Genomic DNA, 20748 nt, shown 5'->3' on the forward strand with positions numbered 1-20748 from the left:
TTCCTTTCAGCGGTTGACGTCGACGACGACGCGGCCGCGCACCGCGCCGTCCAGCAGCCGGCCGGCCGTCGCGACCGCGTCGGCGAGGCCGATCTCGTCGGCGATCGTGTCGATCAGCGCCGGATCGAGGTCCCGGGCGAGCCGGTCCCAGGCCGCGCGACGACGTTCGGCCGGCGCCTGCACGCTGTCGACGCCGAGCAGCGCGACGCCGCGCAGGATGAACGGGGCGACCGTTCCCGGCAGGTCCATGCCCCCCGCCAGACCACAGGCGGCGACCGCACCGCCGTACCGGGTCTGAGCGCAGGCGTTGACGAGCGTGTGGCTGCCGATCGAGTCGACGACGCCGGCCCACCGTTCCTTCTGCAGCGGCTTGCCCGCGGCGGACAGCTCCGCCCGGTCGAGCACGGTCGTGGCGCCGAGCTGCTGGAGGTACTCCGCCTCGGCGGCTTTCCCGGTGGATGCGGCGACACTGAACCCGGCACGGGCCAGCAGCGCCACCGCGACGCTGCCGACGCCGCCGGTCGCCCCGGTCACCAGTACTTCGCCCTGGTCGGGCCGGACGCCGTGGGTCAGTAACGCGTCCACGCAGAGGCTCGCGGTGTAACCGGCGGTGCCGATCGCCATCGCCTGCCGGGCGGTGAGCGCGGCCGGCAGCGGGATCAGCCAGTCGCCGTCGAGGCGGGCGCGCTGGGCGAGCCCGCCCCAGTGCCGCTCGCCGACGCCCCAGCCGTTGAGCACGACCTTGTCACCGGGCTGCCACGACGGGTGGCTGCTGCCGGTGACGACGCCGGCCAGGTCGATGCCCGGAACCATCGGGAACGAGCGCACGATCGGGGACCGGCCGAGCAAGGCCAGCGCGTCCTTGTAGTTGAGCGTCGAGTACTCGACCGCGACGTCGACGTTGCCGGGAGGGAGGCGGTCGTCGTCCAGGTCGGTGAGCGCGACGGACTGCGAGGTTCCGTCCTTCTCGATGAGGAGTGCCGAGAACATCGGTGGGCGGGTCCCTTCTGGAGCTACATCCCGGACGCCGGGGATCGAGGCGAGACTATCTAATGAATCCTTGCAATGATTGTGATATCAAGAGGTCGGCGAGCGTCCTCGGGTCCGCCGCCGGGGCGATGACCGCCCACTAAATCGGTGCAATTGCCCACGTTAACGACGACGTTGCCGGGAGTTCGTCACCATGACGCTGCGGTCTCGATACACCGGCGCTTCGCCGGTCAGCCTTGCCGACGGGTGGAGCGCGGAACAGCTCACCCCTCCGAGCCGCCTGTTCGGCGCCAACGGTCTGCGGACCGGGCCCGACGGGCGGATCTACATCGCCCAGGTCGCCGGCAGCCAGATCAGCGCCGTCGACGTCGGAACCGGCGACGTGGAGATCGTCAGCGCCCAGGGCGGTGACGTCGTCGCGCCGGACGACCTCGCGTTCGACGCCGCCGGAAACCTCTACGCCACCGAGTATTACGACGGGCGGGTCAGCGTCCGCGGCACCGACGGGCGCACGAGGGTCCTGCGGGACGACCTCCCCGGCGCGAACGGGATCACGTTCCACCAGGGCCGCCTGTTCGTCGACGAGTGCCGGATCGGCGGCCGGCTGCTGGAACTGGACCCGAACGGCGGCGCGCCCCGGGTGTTGCTCGAGAACCTGCCGATGCCGAACGCGCTGGAAGTGGGCCCGGACGGCAAGCTGTACTACCCGCTGCTCGGCACCAACGAGATCTGGCGGGTCGACCCGGACGGCGGCGAGCCCGAGCGGGTCGCCGCCGACCTCGGCGTGCCGGACGCGGTGAAGTTCGACTCGGCCGGCTACCTCGTCTCCACGCAGGTGGCGAGCGGTGAGGTGCTGCGCATCGACCCGCGGTCGGGTGAGCGCACGGTGCTCGCCGCGCTCGCGCCCGGCCTGGACAACCTGACGTTCTCCGGCGACCGGCTGTTCGTCTCGAACTTCACCGGGACCGTCACCGAGATCCTCAGCGAGGGCGGGACCCGGGAGGTGCTCCCGTCCGGGCTGACCTGGCCGCTGGACCTGACCGTGGACGCCGACGGCGTGCTGTACGTCGCCGACGGCACCTACTTCTACTCGCTCGCTCCCGGCGGCGGTTTACAGACGCTCGGCATGCTGTTCAGCCCGGGGTACCCCGGCTACATCCGTGGTGTGCACGCCGTCGGCGCCGGTGAGTTCCTCGTCGCCACCTCGAACGGCCAGGTGTCGCGCTACGCCCCGGCGCGCGGCGAGACCGAGATCCTGGCTGATGGCCTCGACCAGGTCTACGGCGTGGCCGCGACCCCGGACGGTGCGGTCGTCGTCGAGCAGGGCACCGGCCGGCTGCTCGCGGTCCGGTCCGGCGGGGTCGAGGAACTGGCCGGTGGGCTCGCGACGCCGGTCGGCGTCGCGGTCGCCCCGGACGGCACGTACTTGGTGTCCGAGTCCGGCGCCGGGCGGATCGTCGCGGTCAGCGCGTCCGGGGTGGACACCCTGGTCGACGGGCTGGAGACGCCGCAGGGCCTCGTCGTGCGCGACGGCCGCTTGTACGTCGTCGACATCGGCGCGAAGACGCTGGTCGGCGTCGATCTCGACAGCAAGGCGCGGCACGTGCTGGCCCGCAACCTCCCGGTCGGGGCACCCGCCGGCGTGAGCCCGAAGCCGCTCCGCGGCCTGGCGCCGTTCTCCGGCCCGCAGGGCACGTTCGCCGGGCTCGCCGCGGGACCGGACGGCACGCTCTACGTGTCCGGCGACGGCGACGGAAGTGTCCTGGCGCTGCGGGAGGGAACCCGATGAGCGTCTTCGGTCTGGACGGCAAGGTCGTCATCGTCGCGGGTGCTGGCGGTGGCGGCATCGGCACCGCGGTGACCCGCATGGTGGCCGAGGCCGGTGCGACCGTGGTCGCGGTCAGCCGCTCCCAGGACAACCTCGACAAGCACATCGGGCCGCTGGCCGGCGAGGGGCTGAACGTCGTACCGGTCGCGGCCGACGCGTCCACCGACGAGGGCGTCGCCACCGTACTGGCGGCGGCGACACAGACGGACGGCACACTCCACGGGCTGGTCAACGTCGCAGGTGGCGCCGCACCCGGCACCTGGATGCCCGCGACCCGGGTCAGTCGCGCCGACTGGCGTGCGCTGTTCGCCCAGAACCTCGAGACGATGTTCTTCATGAGCCAGGCGGTCGCCGCCGAGCTCAAGTCGCAGCGCCGCCCGGGCTCGATCGTCTCGATCTCGTCGATCAGCGGCATGAACACCGCCCCGCTGCACATCGCCTACGGCACCGCGAAGGCGTCGCTGGTGGCGGCCACCCGCACGCTGGCCGTCGAGCTCGCGCCGTACGGCGTCCGGGTGAACGCGGTCGCGCCCGGCGTCACCGAGACACCCGCCTCCGGCACCTACGTCGACGACGACCCCGAGCGCGACCAGCGCGCGATCGCGATGGGGCGGCGCGGCCGCCCGGAAGAGCAGGCCGGACCGATCCTGTTCCTGCTCTCCGACCTGTCGACGTACGTCACCGGGCAGACGCTCCTGGTCGACGGCGGTCTGAACCTGAAGTGGACGCACCTGGGCGCGGACAACACCTCGTTGTTCCTCAAGGACGAAGGGTTCCGCGCCGCGATTCTTGCGGAGAGCTGATGACCGAGATCGAACCGCTGTCCCAGCCGCTCACGATCGGCGTCGAGGCCTACATCTCCCCGGAGTACGCCCGCGCCGAGGCCGACAAACTCTGGGCCAAGGTCTGGCAGCAGGTCGGGCGGGTGGAGGAACTCCCGAAGGTCGGGAGTTACCTCACCTACGACATCCAGGACGACTCGATCATCGTCGTCCGCAGCGGTCCCGAGTCGTTCCGGGCGTACTACAACGTGTGCGCCCACCGGGGCCGCCGGCTGCTCGACACCCCGGAAGGCAAGCACGACGCCCGGGGCCGCGGCCGCGGGTTCACCTGCGGCTACCACGGCTGGAAGTACAACCTCGAGGGCGAGAACACGTTCATTCCCCAGCGCGACGACTGGCCCTGCGGGCTGACGTCGGCGAACAACGGCCTGACGCCGGTCAAGGTCGACACCTGGGGCGGCTGGATTTGGATCAACCAGGATCCGGACGCCGAGCCGCTGCGGGACTACCTCGAGCCGGCCGCGAGCCTCCTCGATCACTACCGGACCGACAAGTTCCGGTATCGCTGGCGCCGCTGGCTGGTCTTCGACTGCAACTGGAAGGTCGCGCTCGAAGCGTTCATGGAGATCTACCACGTGCCCTACACCCACCCCGAGTTCAACCAGTTCGGTGCGCAGCTCGGCTGGGCGAAGGCCCAGGGCAAGCACAGCAACATCGGTTTCGAGGCGCCCAAGGGTCTGGAAGGCAATCAGGGCAAGGTGCGCATCGCCGAGGGGGACGCCCGGGTGTCCACCGCCGTGATGCAGAACTTCATCTGGGCGAACGCCAACACGAACACCACCGAGACGCTCGTCGACGTCGCCAACCGGCTGGAGAAGGAGCTGCCGGAGGGGACGCCACCGGCCGAGGTCCTGCAGTACTGGATGAAGACCGCTCGCGAGGAGGACGCCGCCCGCGGCGTCGTCTGGCCGACGATTCCGCCGGAGGTGTCCGCGAAGTCCGGCACCGCGTTCCAAATCTTCCCGAACTTCCAGATCGGCCACGGGCAGAACAACATGCTCTGCTATAGCGCCCGGCCCTACGGTTTCGACCCGGACAAATGCATCTTCGAGGTCGCGGTGTACCAGCTCTACCCGGCGGGCGAGGAGCCCGAGACCGAGTGGGAGTACACCCCGGAAGACTCGCCGGAGTGGCGGACGGTGCTGCCGCAGGACTTCTCCAACATGGCTGCCGTCCAGAAAGGCATGAAGGCCCGCGGATTCACCGGGCCGAAGCCCAACCCGTACAGCGAGCGCAGCGTGGCCAACCTGCACCACAACCTCGCCACATACATGGGAACTGGCGAACCCTCGGAGCTGACATGACCTGTGAACCGACGTCGACTCCGGAGATCGACCGCGACGCGTTACGGAACAAATATTTGGCCGAACGCGACAAGCGCCTCCGTCCCGACGGCAACAGCCAGTACCTGGTGACCGAGGGTGAGTTCGAGGAGTTCTACGAGGCCGACCCGTACACGCCGGTGGTACCGCGGCTGCCGATCTCGGAAGACATCGACGTGGCGATCCTCGGCGGGGGTTTCGCGGGGTTGATCGCCGCGACCCGGCTGAAGGAAGCCGGCGTGACGAACCTCCGGATCATCGAGCTGGGCGGCGACTTCGGCGGCGTCTGGTACTGGAACCGCTATCCGGGCATCCAGGTCGATACCGATAGCTACTGCTACCTGCCGCTGCTCGAAGAGACCGGCTACATCCCGACGCAGAAGTACACGCTCGGCGACGAGTGCTTCGAGCACTGCCAGCGCATCGGGAAGCACTTCGGCCTGTACGACCAGGCGATCTTCAGCACGCTCGTCCGGTCCCAGGAGTGGGATCCCGCGCTGAACCGGTGGCGGATCCGCACCAACCGTGACGACGACATCCGCGCCCGGTTCGTCATCATGGCGCAGGGGCCGTTCAACCGGCCGAAGCTGCCCGGCATCCCCGGCATCTCGGAGTTCGAGGGCCACACGATCCACACGGCCCGCTGGGACTACGCGTACACCGGCGGCGACATCCACGGCGGCCTCGAGGGCCTCCGGGGCAAGCGGGTCGCGGTGATCGGCACCGGCGCCAGCGGCGTCCAGGTGATCCCGCACATCGCCAAGGCCGCCGAGCACCTGTACGTCTTCCAGCGCACCGCGTCGTCGATCGACGAGCGCGGCAACGTGCCGACGGACCCCGAATGGGCCGCGTCGTTGGAGCCAGGCTGGCAGAAGGAGCGACAGCGCAACTTCCACGCCGCGGCCTACGAGGCGTTCGGTCCGGGTCAGCCCGACCTCGTCTGCGACGGCTGGACCGAGATCAGCCGCAACCTTCAAGCCCATTTGGACGCCACGAACGGCTGGGCGGCGCTGGCGGACCCGGCGAAGTTCCTGGAGCTGCGGGAGATCGTCGACTACCAGGTGATGCAGCGGCTGCGCGACCGCATCGACGCCGTCGTCGAAGACCCCGCGACGGCCGAGGCGCTGAAGCCGTACTACCGCTTCCTCTGCAAGCGGCCGCTCTTCTCCGACCAGTACCTGCCGACGTTCAACCGGCCGAACGTGACGCTGATCGACGTCTCCGACACCAAGGGCGTCGAGCGGATCACGGCCAGCGGAATCGTGCAGAACGGCGTGGAGTACGCCGTGGACTGCATCGTCTACGCCAGCGGCTTCGAGATCACCACCGACCTCGACCGCCGGCTGGCGATCGCGCCGTTCACCGGCCGCGACGGACTGTCGCTCTACGACCACTGGGCCGAGGGCTACCGCACGCTGCACGGGATGATGAGCCACGGCTTCCCGAACCAGTTCTTCACCGGTTACGTCCAGGGCGGCATCACCGCGGCGGTTCCGGCGATGTTCGAGCAGCAGGCCGTGCACATCGCGTACGTCATCGCGTCGGCGATCGAGCGCGGCGCCACGTCGGTGGAGCCCACCCAGGAAGCCCAGGACGCCTGGGTGGCGACGATCCGCGAGACCGCGATCGACCAGACCAACTTCCAGCGCGAGTGCACGCCCGGCTACTACAACAACGAGGGCGAGCAGCGGATCCGGTCGGTTCTGGGTGACCCGTACTGGCCCGGTTTCTACGCGTTCGGCGACCTGCTGCAGGAGTGGCGCGACGCGGGCACGCTGCACGGTCTGGAGGTGCGCTCATGACGCTACGTTTCGACGATCGCGTCGCGGTGGTCACCGGCGGAGGGCGCGGGCTCGGGCGGGCCTACGCGCTGCTGCTCGCCTCCCGGGGCGCGAAGGTCGTCGTCAACGACACCGGCGCGTCGATCGCCGGGGACGGCGTCGACACCGCCCCCGCCGACGAGGTCGTCCGGGAGATCGAGAAGGCCGGCGGCGAGGCGGTGGCCTGTCCTGCGTCGGTCGCGACGCCGGAGGGCGGCCAGGCGATCGTCGACACGGCGCTCGACACGTTCGGCCGGATCGACGTCCTCGTCCACAACGCGGGCAACAACCGGCGGGCACCGCTGACCGAGATGACGTACGAGGACTTCGACGCGGTGCTCGACGTCCACCTCCGTGGCGCGTTCCACGTCGTCCGGCCGGCGTTCCCGGTGATGGCCGCCGCCGGCTACGGCCGGGTCGTCCTGACGTCGTCGATCGGCGGGCTGTACGGCAACCAGCTGGTCGCGAACTACAGCGCGGCGAAGGCGGGTGTGATCGGGCTGTCCCACGTGGTCGCCCTCGAAGGGGCCGCCTCGGGCGTGAAGTCGAACGTCATCGGCCCCGGCGCGCTGACCAGGCTCGCCGAGGGGCTCGACACGTCGGCGTACCCACCGATGGACCCGGAGCTGACGGCGCCGGTCGTCGGATGGCTCGCGCACGAATCCTGCTCGATCTCGGGCGAGGTACTGGTGACGATGGCCGGCCGGGTGGCGCGAGCCTGGGTCGCCGAGAGCCCTGGCGTGTATCGGCCCTCGTGGTCGATCGAGCAGGTCGCCGAGGACATCGACACGATCCGCGACACCAGCGACCCGTGGGTCCTGCCGGTCGTCCCCTCGGGATTCGCCACCCACATCGGAAACAGCTTCGCGATGGCGAGGAACTCATGACGGTCAAGGTTTACGAACGCATCCTCGATCTCTTCGAGGCCGAGGGCATCAACACGATCTTCGGCATCCCCGATCCGAACTTCGTGCACATGTTCCACCTGGCCGACGAGCGCGGCTGGAACGTCGTCGCGCCGCACCACGAGGCGTCGGCGGGCTTCATGGCCGAGGCGGTGTCCCGGATGACCGGGAAGGCCGCGGTCTGCATCGGCACGCTGGGCCCCGGCATCGCGAACCTGGCGCCGGCGATCATGTGCGCGAAGGTCGAGAACTCGCCGGTGATCTTCCTCGGCGGCCAGCGCGCCCGGATCACCGAGCAGCGGGTCCGGCGCGGCCGGATCCAGTTCGTCAAGCAGGCCGCGCTGGTCGAGCCCTCGGTGAAGTACTCCGCCAGCATCGAGTACGCCGACCAGACCGACGAGGTGATCCGGAACGCGCTCCGGACCGCGCTGTCCGGCACGCCCGGCCCGGCGTACATCGAGTACCCCTCGCACGTCATCCAGGGCGACCTGGACGTTCCGGCCGCGCTGCCGCCGAGCGCGTACCGGCTCGTCGACCAGACCGCGGGGCCGGAGCGGGTCGCCGAGGCGGTCGAGCTGATCCGGGCGGCGAAACAGCCGATCCTGCTGGTCGGGCACGGCGTCCACACCGCGCGGGTGGGGGAGTCGGTCCGGGCGCTGGCCGACGCGCTGGCCTGTCCGGTGATCCAGACCTCCGGCGGGACCTCGTACATCAAGGGCCTGGAAGACCGCACGTTCCCGTACGGGTTCTCGCCGTCGGCGATCGAGGCCGTCGTGCAGTCCGACCTGTGCGTGGCGCTCGGCACCGAGCTGGGCGAGCCGGTGCACTACGGCCGCGGCCGGCACTGGGTGGCCAACGAGGCCAACCGGAAGTGGGTCCTCGTCGAGCAGGACCCACAGGCGATCGGCGTGAACCGGCCGATCGACGTGCCGCTGGTCGGTGACCTCCGGGCGGTGGTTCCGCAGCTCGTCTCCGCGCTCGACGGCTTCACGCGGACGCCGTCCCCGGAGCTGGCGGGCTGGATCACGGCCGACGCCGAGCGCCTGGCGGAGCTGGCCGAGACCGCGCCGTCCGGCCAGTCGCCGGTGCACCCCGCGCGGTTGATCGTCGAGGCGACGAAGGTGTTCCCGCCGGACGGCATCCTGATCCGCGACGGCGGGGCGACGACGATCTTCGGCTGGACGTACACCCAGGCGAAGCCCAACGACGTGGTCTGGAACCAGAACTTCGGGCACCTCGGCACCGGACTGCCGTACGCGGTGGGGGCGGGCGTCGCCGACGGCGGCAAGCGTCCGCTGATGCTGATCACCGGCGACTCGTCGTTCCTGTTCCACATCGCCGAGCTGGAGACCGCCGCCCGGCTCAACCTGCCCCTTGTCTGCGTGGTCGGGGTCGACTACTCCTGGGGGCTGGAGGTCGGCGTCTACAAGCGCACGTTCGGCCAGGGCTCCCGGGAGACCGGGACGCACTGGAGCACAGCGACGCGGCTGGACAAGGTCGCCGAGGGCTTCGGCTGCTACGGCGAGTACGTCGAGCGAGACGAGGACATCGCCCCGGCGATCAAGCGTGCGTACGCCAGCGGCAAGACCGCGGTGATCCACGTGGTGATCGACCCGAAGGCGAACTCCGAGGAGATGCCGAGCTACGACGAGTTCCGGACCTGGTACGCCGAAGGGACGCAATGATGCGTGAATACCTGAAGTTCTACATCGGTGGTCAGTGGGTCGACCCCGCCACCACCGCGACGATCGACGTGGTCAACCCGGCGACCGAGCAGGTGAGTGGCCGGGTGGCGGCCGGGTCTGCCGCCGACGTCGACCGTGCGGTGGCGGCGGCACGCGCCGCGTTCCCGGCGTGGTCGGCGACGTCGAAGGAGCAGCGGCTGGAGCTGCTCCGCGCGATCCTCGACGTCTACCAGAAGCGGAGCGACGACCTCGCGTCCGTGCTGACCGAGGAGATGGGCGCACCGGCGGCGCTGGCCGGCGGTTTCCAGGTGGGGCTCGGCACCGGGCACCTCACGACCGCGATCGACCTGCTGGAGAACTTCACGTTCGAGGAGCAGCGCGGCCCGACGCTCGTGGTCAAGGAGCCGATCGGCGTCTGCGGCCTGATCACGCCGTGGAACTGGCCGCTGAACCAGATCGCGGTCAAGGTCTTCCCGGCGCTGGCCACCGGCTGCACGACCGTTCTCAAGCCGTCCGAGCAGGCGCCGGGCGTCGGGCAGATCTTCGCCGAGATCCTGGACACCGCCGGGGTGCCCGCGGGGGTGTTCAACCTCGTCCAGGGTGACGGGCCGGGCGTCGGCGTCCCGCTCTCGTCGCACCCGGACGTCGACCTGATCTCGTTCACCGGCTCGACGCGGGCCGGGATCGAGGTCGCGAAGAACGCGGCGCCCACGGTCAAGCGGGTCACCCAGGAGCTGGGCGGCAAGGGCCCGAACGTCATCCTCGACGACGGCGCGCTGGCCGAGAACGTGGCCAAGGGCGTCGGCGGCGTGATGCTGAACTCGGGGCAGACGTGCAGCGCCGCCACCCGCATGCTGGTCCCGCGGGCGCGGCTGGACGAGGCCACCGCCGCGGCCAAGGAGGCCGCCTCCGCGACCACGGTCGGCGACCCGACCGGTGAGGTCGCGATCGGGCCGGTCGTGTCGGAGGCGCAGTTCCAGAAGGTGCAGGGGCTGATCCAGAAGGGCATCGACGAGGGCGCGACGCTGGTGGCGGGCGGCCCCGGCCGACCGGACGGCCTTTCGGCGGGCTACTTCGTGAAGCCGACCGTGTTCGCGAACGTCACGAACGACATGACGATCGCCCGCGAGGAGATCTTCGGCCCGGTCCTGGTGATCATCGGTTACGACGACATCGACGACGCGGTCGCGATCGCCAACGACACCGAATACGGCTTAGCGGCCAACGTCTCCGGCGCCGACCAGGAACAGGCTCGCGCCGTCGCCAGGCGGATCCGGGCGGGCGCGGTCTACATCAACGACGCGTTCGACTTCTGCAGCCCGTTCGGCGGCTACAAGAAGAGCGGCAACGGCCGGGAGTGGGGCGAGTTCGGCTTCTCGGACTACCTCGAGATCAAGGGAATCCTTGGCTACTGAGAAGTCGCTGGCCGGCGCGGTAGCCGTCGTCACCGGCGCGAGCCGGGGGATCGGTAAGGGCATCGCGCTGGCGCTGGGCGAGCGGGGTGCGACCGTCTACGTCACCGGACGGACGGTCGCACCCGGCACGCACTCGCTGCCCGGCACCGTGGGCGAGACCGCGGCGGAGGTCGACCGCCGCGGCGGCACCGGCGTCGCGGTGCAGGTCGACCACGGCGACGACGAGCAGGTCGCCGCCTTGTTCGCGCGGGTCTTCCGGGACGAAGGCCGGCTGGACATCCTGGTGAACAACGCGTTCGCGCTGCCCGAGGACCTGACCGAGCCCGGTTCGTTCTGGGAGAAGCCGCTCAGCAACTGGCAGATGGTCGACGTCGGGGTCCGGTCGAACTTCGTGGCGGCCTGGCACGCGGCGACGATCATGGTGCCACAGCGATCCGGGCTGATCGTCGCGATCTCCGGCTACGTCGGGGTGACCTACACGTACGGCGTGGTGTTCGGCACCTGCAAATCAGCCGCTGACCGGATGGCGCGCGACATGGCGGTGGAGCTGAAGCCGCACGGTGTGGCGTCGGTGTCGCTGTGGCAGGGGCTGAACCTCACCTGCGACATCGACGGGGACACTGCACACGCGGAGACGTACTACCTCTTCGTCGGACGCAACCGGGACGACTCCAACTGGCTCGCCGGCGGGCGCTACCTCGACCGGTTGGAGCGGCGGAACGGGGAATGGCGGATCTCGCTGCGCACGAACGTCATCGAATGGTCCGGTACCGCGCCCAGCTTGGACATTCCGTTCGCCGACGTGCCGGACCTCCAACTCAACGGCGCTCCCTCGCGCAGCCTGGCGGATCCGTCCTACCAGCGGCCGCTGACCAACAAGCGGCAGCCCTGCGTGCCCTGACGCAGCAGCTTTCGCAGAGAGTGAGAGAAAAGTCGATGGACGACATCGCACAGAGGAACTTCTTCCGCGACAACGACGTCGCGGCGGATCCCTACCCGTACCTGGAGGCCGCGCGCGCCCAGAGCCCCGTGCACCGGGAGCCGCACCACGACGTGGTGATGGTGACCGGCTACGAGGAGGCCGTGCAGGTCTTCAACGACGCGGAGACGTTCTCCTCCTGCACGGCGGTGACCGGCCCGTTCCCGGGCTTCCCGGTTCCGCTGGAGGGTGACGACATCTCGGCGCTGATCGAGGAGCACCGCGCCGAGCTCCCGATGAGCGATCAGCTGCCGTGCATGGACCCGCCGGTCCACACCGCCCACCGCGCGTTGCTGATGCGGCTGATCACGCCGAAGCGCCTCAAGGAGAACGAGGCCGTGATGTGGCAGCTGGCCGACCAGCTGCTGGACTCCTACCTCGCGCCGGGCAAGGGCGAGTTCATCAGCGGGTTCGCGGCCCCGTACACGATGCTCGTCATCGCCGACCTGCTCGGCGTCCCGGAGGCCGACCGCGACGAGATCGCCGCCGGGCTCCAGCGTCCCCGCTCCAGCGCCGGGATCGGCGGAACCGGGGACAAGCCGCTGGAGCACAACCCGCTGGGGTTCCTCTACGACCGCTTCTCCGCCTACATCGACGACCGCCGCCGGAACCCGCGCGAGGACGTGCTGACCGGCATGGCGTCGGCGACGTTCCCGGACGGTTCGATGCCGACGGTCGCCGACGTCGCGAAGGTCGCCTGCAACGTCTACTCCGCGGGCCAGGAGACCACGGTCCGGCTGCTCAGCTCGGCGTTCCAGATCCTGGCCGAGAACCCCGAGCTCCAGGCGCTGCTGCGCCGGGAGCGGGACCGGATCCCGCAGTTCATCGAGGAGACGCTGCGGCTGGAGAGCCCGATCAAGGGGGACTTCCGGCTGTCCAGGGTGGCGACGACCGTCGGTGGCGTCGACATCCCGGCCGGCACCACGCTGATGCTGCTCAACGGTGCCGCGAACCGCGACCCGCGCCGCTTCGAGGACCCGGCGACGTTCGACGTCGACCGGAAGAACGCCCGGCAGCACATCGCGTTCGGGCGCGGCATCCACTCGTGCCCCGGTGCACCGCTCGCCCGGGCGGAGGCGCGCGCCAGCATCGAGCGGTTCCTGGACCGCACCGAGGACATCCGGATCTCCGAGGAGCACCACGGCCGGCCGGGCGACCGGTCGTACGACTACCTCCCGACCTACATCCTCCGCGGCCTGATGCGGCTCCACCTGGAGTTCACGCCCGCAGCGGGCACCGGACGATGAAGGCCCTGATCGACGAGGACCGCTGCCGCGGACACGGGGTCTGCGTCTCGGTCTGCCCGGAGGTGTTCGACCTCAGCGACGACGGTTTCGCGGTGGTGCGCGTCGCGGAGATCGACGCCGCGGACGAGTCGGCGGCGAAGGAAGCCGAGCGCACCTGCCCCGAGCGGGCGATCACGCTGAGCTGACGCTGGTTCCCCCGGCGGTCGGCCGGGGGAGCGGTGGTCAGGGTCGTGCGGCCATCGGTCACACCATCTACTGAATCATTATAAGTATTGTGATATCAAGGTTCGGGGTGAGAGGAGGGGTGGGCGTGGCTGCTATCGCCTTCGCGAAGCTCGGCGACACGATCGGAGCCGAGGTTCTGGCCGTAGACGTCGACCGTCTGCTGCACGACGACGACTTACCGGACGCCTGCCTGGACGCGCTCGAAGAGCACGGCGTCCTGCTGTTCCGGGAGATCGGCGCCGACGACGAAACACAGGTGGCGTTCTGCCGGAAGCTCGGCGACCTCGTGCAGTTCCGGGGTTATCCGAACCCCGACGTCATGGAGATCAGCTTCGACCCGGCCAACCCGAACGCGGAGTACTTCGCGAGCAACGACCACTGGCACATCGACGGTGCGCTGGACGCGATACCGGCGAAGGCGTCGATCCTGACTGCGCACGCCACTGCGGACGAGGGAGGAGAGACCGAGTTCGCCAGCACCTACGCGGCGTACGACGCGCTCTCCGACTCCGAGCGGGAGCGTTACCGCGACCTGCGGGTGCTCCACACGTTCGAGGCGATTCAGCGGCGGACCTATCCGGATCCGACCCCGGAACAGCGGGCCGAATGGGACTCCCGGACGCCCCGGGAGCACCCGCTGATCTGGGAGCACCGGTCCGGACGGCGGTCGCTGGTGTTCGGAGGCACCGCGTCGCACGTCGTCGGCATGGATGTCGACGAGGGGCGAGCCCTGCTCGCCGACCTCGAACGGCGGGCCACCGCGCCGGACCGCGTGCTGCGGCACCACTGGTCGGTGGGAGACATGGTGATGTGGGACAACCGGGGTCTGGTTCACCGTGCGTGCCCGTTCGACCGTGCGCAACCGCGCCGGATGCACCGCACGACTCTCGTCGGAGATGAGGCAATCGCATGAGCACACGGGTAGCGGTCGTCACCGGCGGTGGGTCCGGCATCGGTGAGGCGATCAGTCGTCGCCTCGCCGCGGACGGGTCACCGGTCGCGGTCCTGGACCTCGACGGCGACGCGGCCACGTCCACGGCCGCGTCGATCGAGGAGGACGGCGGCAAGGCGCTCGGCCTGGCCGTCGACGTGACCGACCGGAGCGCGGTCGACGCGGCCGTCAGCGAGGTGAGCGCCCGGCTGGGGCGGCCGGCGATCCTGGTGAACAACGCCGGGGTGAGCGCGGTCGGATCGTTCCTCGACGTCACGTTGGATGCTTGGAACCGGCTGCTGGAGGTCAACCTCACCGGCACGTTCCACTGCTGCCAGGCGACGTTGCCGGGGATGATCGAGGACGGCTGGGGGCGGATCGTCAACATCTCGTCGTCGAGCATCCACAGTGGCTCGGCCGGGATGTCCGGGTACGTGGCCGCGAAGTCGGGTGTCGTCGGGCTCACCAAGGTGCTCGCGCTGGAGTTCTCGAAGCACGGGATCACGGTCAACACGATCCCGCCGGGCTTCATCGACACGCCGATGCTGCGCCAGACCGTCGAGAAGGGCTTCGTCGACCTCGCGGCGCAGACCGCGCGGACCCCGGTGGGCCGGGTCGGCAGGCCCGAGGACATCGCGGCCGCGACCGCGTTCCTGGTGAGCGAGGAGGCCGGTTACATCACCGGGCAGATCCTCGGCGTCAACGGAGGTCGCAACACGTGAGCCGCATCCCGCCGGTTCCGCCCGCCGACTGGTCGCCGGAGCTTCGCACGTTCATCACCGAGTTCCGCGACACGGTGCGGGGTGACAAGGCCGCGGAGGGCCGCCCGAACGGCGCGAACCTGCTCGGCGTGCTCGCCAACCACCCCGCGCTGACGACCGCGTTCTTGCAGTTCAACGGGCATCTGCTCTACGGGTCGCCGCTACCGGGCCGCTACCGCGAGCTGGTCGTGCTGCGGGTTGCGTGGCTCCGGCGGTGCGACTACGAGTGGGCCCAGCACGTCATCCAGGCGTACGGCGTCGGGATCTCGGACGACGAGATCGACCGGGTCGCGGACGGGCCCGATGCTCCGGGCTGGACCGCGCTGGAGCGGGCGTTGCTCACCGCGACCGACGAGCTGCTCGACGAGGGGGCGATCGGCGGCGTCACGTGGCGGGAGCTGCACGCCGAACTGGACGATCAGCAGCTGCTGGACGTCGTCTTCACGGTCGGGACGTACGACATGCTCGCCAAGGCCATGCGCACGGTCGAGGTCGAGCTCGACGACGACCTCAAGCCGTACCTCCACGGGCGAGGCTGAGCTCTGCATCTCGGAGTGGTGTGGGCGGCCGCCCACACCACTCCGACGTGTCAGCGGCCGGTCCAGCGAGGGGCGCGCTTCTCGGCGAACGCCCGGGGGCCCTCCTGGGCGTCGTCGCTGCGGTAGCACGTCTCGGACGCGTGCCGCGCCGCCTGTAGCGCGGCCGAGCGTCCCATCTCGGTCGCGAGCATCACGGTCTCGCGGGCGGCGCGGACCGAGAGCGGAGCGTTGGCCAGGATCTCCCGGGCCAGGTCCAGCGCGACGTCCAGCACCGCGCCGGGCTCGGCGAGCCGGTTGACCAGCCCGATCTCGTAGGCCCGCTGGGCGGTGATCGGCGCGCCGGTGAGCAGGATCTCCATCATGATCCGCTGCGGGATCATGTGGATCAGCGGCGCCGCCCACGGCGAGCTGCGCCCCACCTTCACCTCGGTCACCGCGAACCGGGCGGTGGTGCTGGCCACGCACAGGTCGCAGGCCTGCGCGAGCATCCAGCCACCGGCGAACGCGACGCCGTTGACCGCGGCGATCGTCGGCTTGGTCAGCTCGATCGTGTCGTACGGCAGCGGGAAGAGGTCGCGGGGCGGCACGGTCATGCCGGTCTCGACCATCTCCTTCAGGTCACCGCCCGCGCAGAACGCCTTGTCGCCGGCGCCGGTGAGCACGGCGATGCGCAGCGCGGGATCCCGCTCGAAACGGTCCCAGGCAGCGGCGAGCCCCTCCCGGACGTCGCGGGCCAGGCAGTTGCGCGTCTCCGGGCGGTTGATCGTGATCACCGCGACACCGTCCTCGCGGGCGTCGAACAACACTGCATCGCTCACTAGAACCCCCGACGGGTGATGGCGTGGGCCTCGCGGTCGAGCTGCTCGCGGAAGTCCGGGTGGGCGATCGCGACCAGGCGCCGGGCGCGCTCGGCCAGCGAACGGCCGCGCAGCTCGGCCGCGCCGAACTCGGTGACGATCACGTCGACCTCGCTGCGAGCGGTGGTGACCGGTCCGGACAGCCGGGCGGTGATCCGGCTGATCGTGCCGCCCTTCGCAGTCGACGGCAGGACGATCAGTGCGTGCCCGCCCGGCGAGCGTGCGCCGGCCCGGACGAAGTCGACCTGGCCACCGGTGCCCCCGAGGTAGGCCGAGCCGCTCTGCTCGGCGTTCACCGCGCCGGTGAGATCGGCCTCCAGCGCGGAGTTGATCGTGACCAGCCGCTCCAGCTGTCCGAGCACGGCCGCGTCGTGCGTGTACGACGTCGGGCACATGCGGATCCGCGGGTTGCGGTCGGCGAACGCGTACAGGCGCCCGGTTCCGATCAGCGCGCCGGTGACCGAGACCCCGCGGTCGATCGGTTTGCGCGCGTTCGTGACCACGCCGGCCTCCACGAGGTCGACCAGGCCGTCACCGATCATGCCCGAGTGCACCCCGAGGTCCCGGCGGTCGCGTAACAGCCGGAGCAGCGCGTCCGGCACCGCGCCGATCCCGACCTGGAGCACCGCGCCGTCCTCGACGTAGGACGCGGCGTGCGCGGCGATCGCCCGGTCGGTCGCGGTGATCGTCGCCGGTGGCACCTCGACCGGTGGCCGGGACACCGGAACAGCGTGGCCGATGGCGGAACCCGGCACCGTCTCGCCGTGGGTGAACGGCGTCCGGTCGTTGACCTCGGCGACGACCACGCGGGCCGTCGCCACCGCGGCCCGGACGTGGTCGCTGATCAGCCCGCAGCTGTGGTCGCCGTTCGCATCGGCGGGGCTGACCTGGATGAACGCCGCGTCGCACCCGATGATCCCGGCTTCGATCAGCGGGCCGACCTGGCTGACGTGGCAGGGGACGACGGTGAGCCGGTGGCCGGCGGCCCGGGCGCGAAGGGCCCCGATCGCGCCCATGCTCGAGACCGTGAACGCATCCGTGGCGGTGAAGAGGCCGGAGAAGCTCGTCGCGATGAACACGGTGAGCCCGCCGATGTCCGGGCCCTGCTTGATCAGCGCTTCGACCAGCGTCGTGGGCTCGCCGCACGCCTGGCCCACGACGACGTGGTCGCCGGGTCGGAGGATCGCGCCGAGGTCGATCGGCGGCGTCATCCGTGGTCCGCCGAGGCCAGCAGCGCCTGGGCGCGCGCCAGGTGCGGGCGGTCGAGCATCGCGCCGCGGAAGCCGACCGCACCAACGTCCGGGGCGGCGGCGAACAGGTCGACGATCTCCTGGGCCGCCGCCAGCTCCTCGGCCGTCGGCGTGAACGCCGCGTTGATCACTTCCACCTGATCGGGGTGGATCGCGAGCATGCCGCGGTAACCCTCGCGCCGGACGGTCTCCGCGCGCCGGCGCAGCCCGTCGAGGTCGCGGAAGTTCGTGTGCACGGTCTCGATCGGCAGTACCCCCGCCGCCGCGGCGCCGAGCAGGCAGAGCGACCGGGCGAGCTCGTAGGTGAAGCCGTACGACCCGTCCGGGTTCCGGTTCTCGGACGCACCGACGGCGTCGGCGAGGTCCTCCGCGCCCCAGGTCAGCGCCTCGACCCGGGGAACGCCGCCGTAGCTGCCGGTCGTGAACATGCCCTCGGCGGTTTCGGTGACCAGCACGATCACCTTCGTCGTGCCGAGGTCGGTCCCGGCGCTGACCTCGAGCGCGGACAGGTAGTGGTCGAGCAGCTCGGCGTCGGCGCGGCCCCGGGACTTCGGCAGCATGATGCCGCCGGGCCGGGCGGGCAGCACCGCGGCCAGGTCCGCCAGCGCGTGCGGGCCGGAGAGCGGGTTGATCCGCACCCAGAGCCGCGCTCGCTCGGCGTCCGGCCGGCCGGCGAGGAACTCCGCGACCAGCGCCCTGGCCGTCGGCTTGGTGACCTCGGCGACCGCGTCCTCCAGGTCGAGGAGGACGACGTCCGCGGACCCGGCGGCGGCCTTCGCCATCTTGCGTTCGCTGTCGCCGGGGGCGAACAGCCAGGAACGTGCTCTCACTGCGAGCTCCGATTCAGTACGACTTGGGCAAACCGAACACCTTCTCGGCCAGGAAGTTCAAGATCAGGTGCGGGCTGACCGGTGCGGTCCGGGGGATCAGGATTTCCCGGAGGTACCGCTCGACGTGGTACTCCTGCGCGTAACCCATGCCGCCCAGCGTCAGCATCGCGGTGTGGCACGCCTCGAAACCGGCCTCCGCGGCCAGGTACTTGCCTGCGTTGGCCTGGACGCCGCAGTCCAGTCCGCGGTCGAATCGGGTGGCGGCGTTCATCACCATGAGGTTCGCGGCCTCCACCTGGGCCCAGCACTTCGCGAGCGGATGCTGAATGCCCTGGTTCATGCCGATCGGCCGTCCGAACACGACACGTTCCCTGGCGTAGCGCGCGGCGCGGTCGAGCGCGACCCGGCCGAGCCCCACCGCCTCGGCGCCGAGCAGGATCCGCTCCGGGTTGAGGCCGTGCAGGATGATCCGGAACCCGTCGCCCTCCGCGCCGATCCGGTCTTCCTCCGGGATCCACAGGTCGGAGAGGAACAGCAGGTTCGAGTCGACCGCGTGCCTGCCCATCTTCGGGATCGCGCGGATCTCGACCCGGGACCGGTCGAGGTCGGTGAAGAACAGCGACAGGCCGTCCGTGCGGCGTTTCACCTGGTCGAGCGGTGTGGTGCGGGCGAGCAGCATCATCGAGTGCGCTTCCTGCGCGACTGAGATCCAGATCTTCTCGCCGTTGACCAGGTACCCGCCGTCGCGTCGTTCGGCCCGGGTCCGCAGCGCGGTGGTGTCCAGCCCGGCGTCCGGCTCGGTCACCGCGAAGCAGAGCAGCTTCTCGCCGCTGAGCACCGGCGGGATCATCCGCTGCTGCTGTTCCGGCGTACCGAACTGGGCGATCGGCTGCATGCTGAACACCGGGCCGTGAATGCTGGACGCGGCGGTCATCCCGCCGCCCGACTCGGCGACGGCCTGCATCATCACCGCGGCCTCGGTGATGCCCAGACCGGCGCCACCGACGGACTCCGGCATCGCGACACCGAGCCACCCGGACTTCGCCATCGACGCGTGGAACTCGTGCGGGAACACGCCGTCCCGGTCGCGGTCGAGCCAGTACTGGTCGGAGAAGCGCGAACAGTGGCCGAGCACCGCGTCCCGGATGCTCTGCTGGTCCTCGGTGAGGGAGAAGTCCATGTCAGAGTCCGAGCTCGTCGAGGATCTCCCTGGTGTGGGCGCCGAGGCGGGGCGCCGGACCGGCGACCCGTCCCGGCGTCCGGGAGAACGAGGGTGGTGCGCCGGGGAACCGCACCGGGCCGTTCGGCGTCTCGACGGTCTCGAACAAGCCGACGGCGTCCAGGTGCGGATCGTCGAACAGCTCGTCGAGCGTGCGGACCGGCGCAGCCGGGATGTCGAGCGACCGGAGCAGGTCGAGCCAGTCCTGCGTGGTGCGCTCCCGGAACACGTCGGCCAGCAGCGTGTAGACGGTCTCGACCTGTTGGGCCCGCTGGGCGAGCGTCGCGAACTCCGGGCCGGCCCAGGGGGGTTTCACCGCGTCGACGAACGCCGACCACTGTTTGTCGTTGTAGACCAGCGCCGAGATCAGCCCGTCCTTGGTGCGGTACGGCGCCCGCTGCGGTGTCAGCGCGCGGGGATACCCGGCCGCGGCCAGCGGCGGGTCGAACATCGCGCCGTTGGCGTGCTCGACCAGCATGAACGCGGCCATCGTCTCGAACATGCCGATCTCCACCTCCTGGCCTTCGCCGGTCCGCGCGCGGTGGAACAGCGCCATCGTGGTGGCGTAGAGCGCGGTCATGCCGGCGACCTTGTCGGCCAGGATCGTTCCGACGTAGCTGGCCTGCCCGGTGAGCCGCTCCTGGACGTACGGCAGCCCGCACTCCGCCTGGATCGTGTCGTCGTACGCGGTCCGGTCGGCGTCCGGCCCACGGCGTCCGTAGCCGTAGCAGTTCGTGTAGACGATCGACGGGTTGATCGCCGCGACCTCGGGATAGCTGAACCCGAGCGCGGCGACGGCCTTCGCGCGCATCGAGTGGATGAACACGTCGCTCCGCGCGATCAGCGCGGACAGCGCGGTTTTGCCGTCGGCCGTGCGGAGGTCGAGCACCACGCTGCGCTTCCCGCGGTTGATGTTGACGAAGACGCCGCCCATCGCCGGTTCGGGCCCGGCCGAGATGAAGCGGGTGTTGTCGCCGCCGGGGGGTTCGATCTTGATCACGTCCGCGCCGAGATCCGCCATGAGCTGGGTGCAGTACGGACCCATCACCATCGCGGTCAGATCGACGACGCGGACACCGGACAGGGGACCGGGATGGGTCACT

19 protein-coding genes are annotated in these 20748 nt (G+C 70.4%); 13 read left to right on the top strand and 6 right to left on the bottom strand.

Translation table 11 applies throughout. The annotated features are described in order from the left end of the window. Window positions 1–6: 6 nt before the first annotated feature. Window positions 7–990 (bottom strand): acrylyl-CoA reductase (NADPH), encoded by a 984-nt coding sequence (gene acuI, locus BUB75_RS05770; protein WP_073252114.1) that lies wholly within the window; start codon window positions 988–990, stop codon window positions 7–9. 193 nt (window positions 991–1183) lie between these two features. On the opposite strand from acuI, the gene BUB75_RS05775 reads away from it, so the two are divergent. The 13 genes from BUB75_RS05775 to BUB75_RS05835 all read left to right on the top strand — a co-directional run bounded on the left by BUB75_RS05775 (window position 1184) and on the right by BUB75_RS05835 (window position 15489). Continuing rightward, window positions 1184–2779, top strand: a complete 1596-nt coding sequence (locus BUB75_RS05775) for a Vgb family protein (protein ID WP_073252116.1) — start codon at window positions 1184–1186, stop codon at window positions 2777–2779. Beyond that, on the top strand, window positions 2776–3621 hold the full coding sequence (locus BUB75_RS05780; RefSeq protein ID WP_073252118.1) for an SDR family NAD(P)-dependent oxidoreductase: 846 nt from the start codon (window positions 2776–2778) through the stop codon (window positions 3619–3621). Before BUB75_RS05775 ends, BUB75_RS05780 begins: the two co-directional genes overlap by 4 nt. Further along, a complete protein-coding gene (locus BUB75_RS05785; RefSeq protein WP_073252120.1) occupies window positions 3621–4964 on the top strand; it encodes an aromatic ring-hydroxylating oxygenase subunit alpha in 1344 nt (447 codons plus the stop codon). The genes BUB75_RS05780 and BUB75_RS05785 overlap by 1 nt, the downstream gene beginning before the upstream one ends. Next, entirely contained in the window at window positions 4961–6784 is a 1824-nt protein-coding gene (locus BUB75_RS05790) for a flavin-containing monooxygenase (RefSeq protein WP_073252122.1), read from the top strand. The genes BUB75_RS05785 and BUB75_RS05790 overlap by 4 nt, the downstream gene beginning before the upstream one ends. Then, window positions 6781–7689, top strand: a complete 909-nt coding sequence (locus BUB75_RS05795) for an SDR family NAD(P)-dependent oxidoreductase (RefSeq protein ID WP_073252124.1) — start codon at window positions 6781–6783, stop codon at window positions 7687–7689. Before BUB75_RS05790 ends, BUB75_RS05795 begins: the two co-directional genes overlap by 4 nt. Beyond that, window positions 7686–9392: a thiamine pyrophosphate-binding protein gene (locus tag BUB75_RS05800; protein ID WP_073252126.1), complete on the top strand. Its 1707-nt coding sequence runs from the start codon at window positions 7686–7688 to the stop codon at window positions 9390–9392. Before BUB75_RS05795 ends, BUB75_RS05800 begins: the two co-directional genes overlap by 4 nt. Continuing rightward, window positions 9392–10807, top strand: coding sequence for an aldehyde dehydrogenase family protein (locus BUB75_RS05805; RefSeq protein WP_073252128.1), 1416 nt, complete (start codon window positions 9392–9394; stop codon window positions 10805–10807). The genes BUB75_RS05800 and BUB75_RS05805 overlap by 1 nt, the downstream gene beginning before the upstream one ends. Further along, a complete protein-coding gene (locus tag BUB75_RS05810; RefSeq protein ID WP_178379769.1) occupies window positions 10797–11708 on the top strand; it encodes an SDR family NAD(P)-dependent oxidoreductase in 912 nt (303 codons plus the stop codon). Before BUB75_RS05805 ends, BUB75_RS05810 begins: the two co-directional genes overlap by 11 nt. 35 nt (window positions 11709–11743) lie before the next feature. Further along, window positions 11744–13033 carry a cytochrome P450 gene (locus BUB75_RS05815; protein WP_073252131.1) on the top strand — a complete coding sequence of 430 codons (1290 nt, stop codon included), beginning with the start codon at window positions 11744–11746 and terminating at the stop codon, window positions 13031–13033. Further along, the gene (locus BUB75_RS05820; protein ID WP_073252133.1) at window positions 13030–13218 is read left to right on the top strand and encodes a ferredoxin; all 189 of its coding nucleotides are present in this window, start codon (window positions 13030–13032) and stop codon (window positions 13216–13218) included. The genes BUB75_RS05815 and BUB75_RS05820 overlap by 4 nt, the downstream gene beginning before the upstream one ends. A gap of 125 nt (window positions 13219–13343) precedes the next feature. After that, window positions 13344–14171 carry a TauD/TfdA dioxygenase family protein gene (locus tag BUB75_RS05825; protein ID WP_073252849.1) on the top strand — a complete coding sequence of 276 codons (828 nt, stop codon included), beginning with the start codon at window positions 13344–13346 and terminating at the stop codon, window positions 14169–14171. Beyond that, the gene (locus BUB75_RS05830; RefSeq protein WP_073252135.1) at window positions 14168–14911 is read left to right on the top strand and encodes an SDR family NAD(P)-dependent oxidoreductase; all 744 of its coding nucleotides are present in this window, start codon (window positions 14168–14170) and stop codon (window positions 14909–14911) included. The genes BUB75_RS05825 and BUB75_RS05830 overlap by 4 nt, the downstream gene beginning before the upstream one ends. After that, window positions 14908–15489: a carboxymuconolactone decarboxylase family protein gene (locus BUB75_RS05835; RefSeq protein ID WP_073252137.1), complete on the top strand. Its 582-nt coding sequence runs from the start codon at window positions 14908–14910 to the stop codon at window positions 15487–15489. Before BUB75_RS05830 ends, BUB75_RS05835 begins: the two co-directional genes overlap by 4 nt. A gap of 50 nt (window positions 15490–15539) precedes the next feature. On the opposite strand, the gene BUB75_RS05840 is transcribed toward BUB75_RS05835, so the two are convergent. The 5 genes from BUB75_RS05840 to BUB75_RS05860 are packed head-to-tail and all read right to left on the bottom strand — an operon-like array spanning window position 15540 to window position 20747. Further along, window positions 15540–16307 carry an enoyl-CoA hydratase/isomerase family protein gene (locus tag BUB75_RS05840; RefSeq protein ID WP_073252138.1) on the bottom strand — a complete coding sequence of 256 codons (768 nt, stop codon included), beginning with the start codon at window positions 16305–16307 and terminating at the stop codon, window positions 15540–15542. Next, entirely contained in the window at window positions 16307–17557 is a 1251-nt protein-coding gene (locus tag BUB75_RS05845; RefSeq protein WP_073252140.1) for an acetyl-CoA hydrolase/transferase family protein, read from the bottom strand. The genes BUB75_RS05840 and BUB75_RS05845 overlap by 1 nt, the downstream gene beginning before the upstream one ends. Continuing rightward, window positions 17554–18426 carry an HpcH/HpaI aldolase/citrate lyase family protein gene (locus tag BUB75_RS05850; RefSeq protein ID WP_073252142.1) on the bottom strand — a complete coding sequence of 291 codons (873 nt, stop codon included), beginning with the start codon at window positions 18424–18426 and terminating at the stop codon, window positions 17554–17556. Before BUB75_RS05850 ends, BUB75_RS05845 begins: the two co-directional genes overlap by 4 nt. A gap of 13 nt (window positions 18427–18439) precedes the next feature. Further along, window positions 18440–19606 (bottom strand): acyl-CoA dehydrogenase family protein, encoded by a 1167-nt coding sequence (locus BUB75_RS05855; protein ID WP_073252144.1) that lies wholly within the window; start codon window positions 19604–19606, stop codon window positions 18440–18442. A 1-nt stretch (window position 19607) separates the two neighbouring features. Next, entirely contained in the window at window positions 19608–20747 is a 1140-nt protein-coding gene (locus BUB75_RS05860; RefSeq protein ID WP_073252146.1) for a CoA transferase, read from the bottom strand. Window position 20748: the final 1 nt, after the last annotated feature.

Origin of the sequence: Cryptosporangium aurantiacum, from assembly GCF_900143005.1 — a bacterium.
GTDB classification, from domain to species: Bacteria; Actinomycetota; Actinomycetes; order Mycobacteriales; family Cryptosporangiaceae; genus Cryptosporangium; species Cryptosporangium aurantiacum.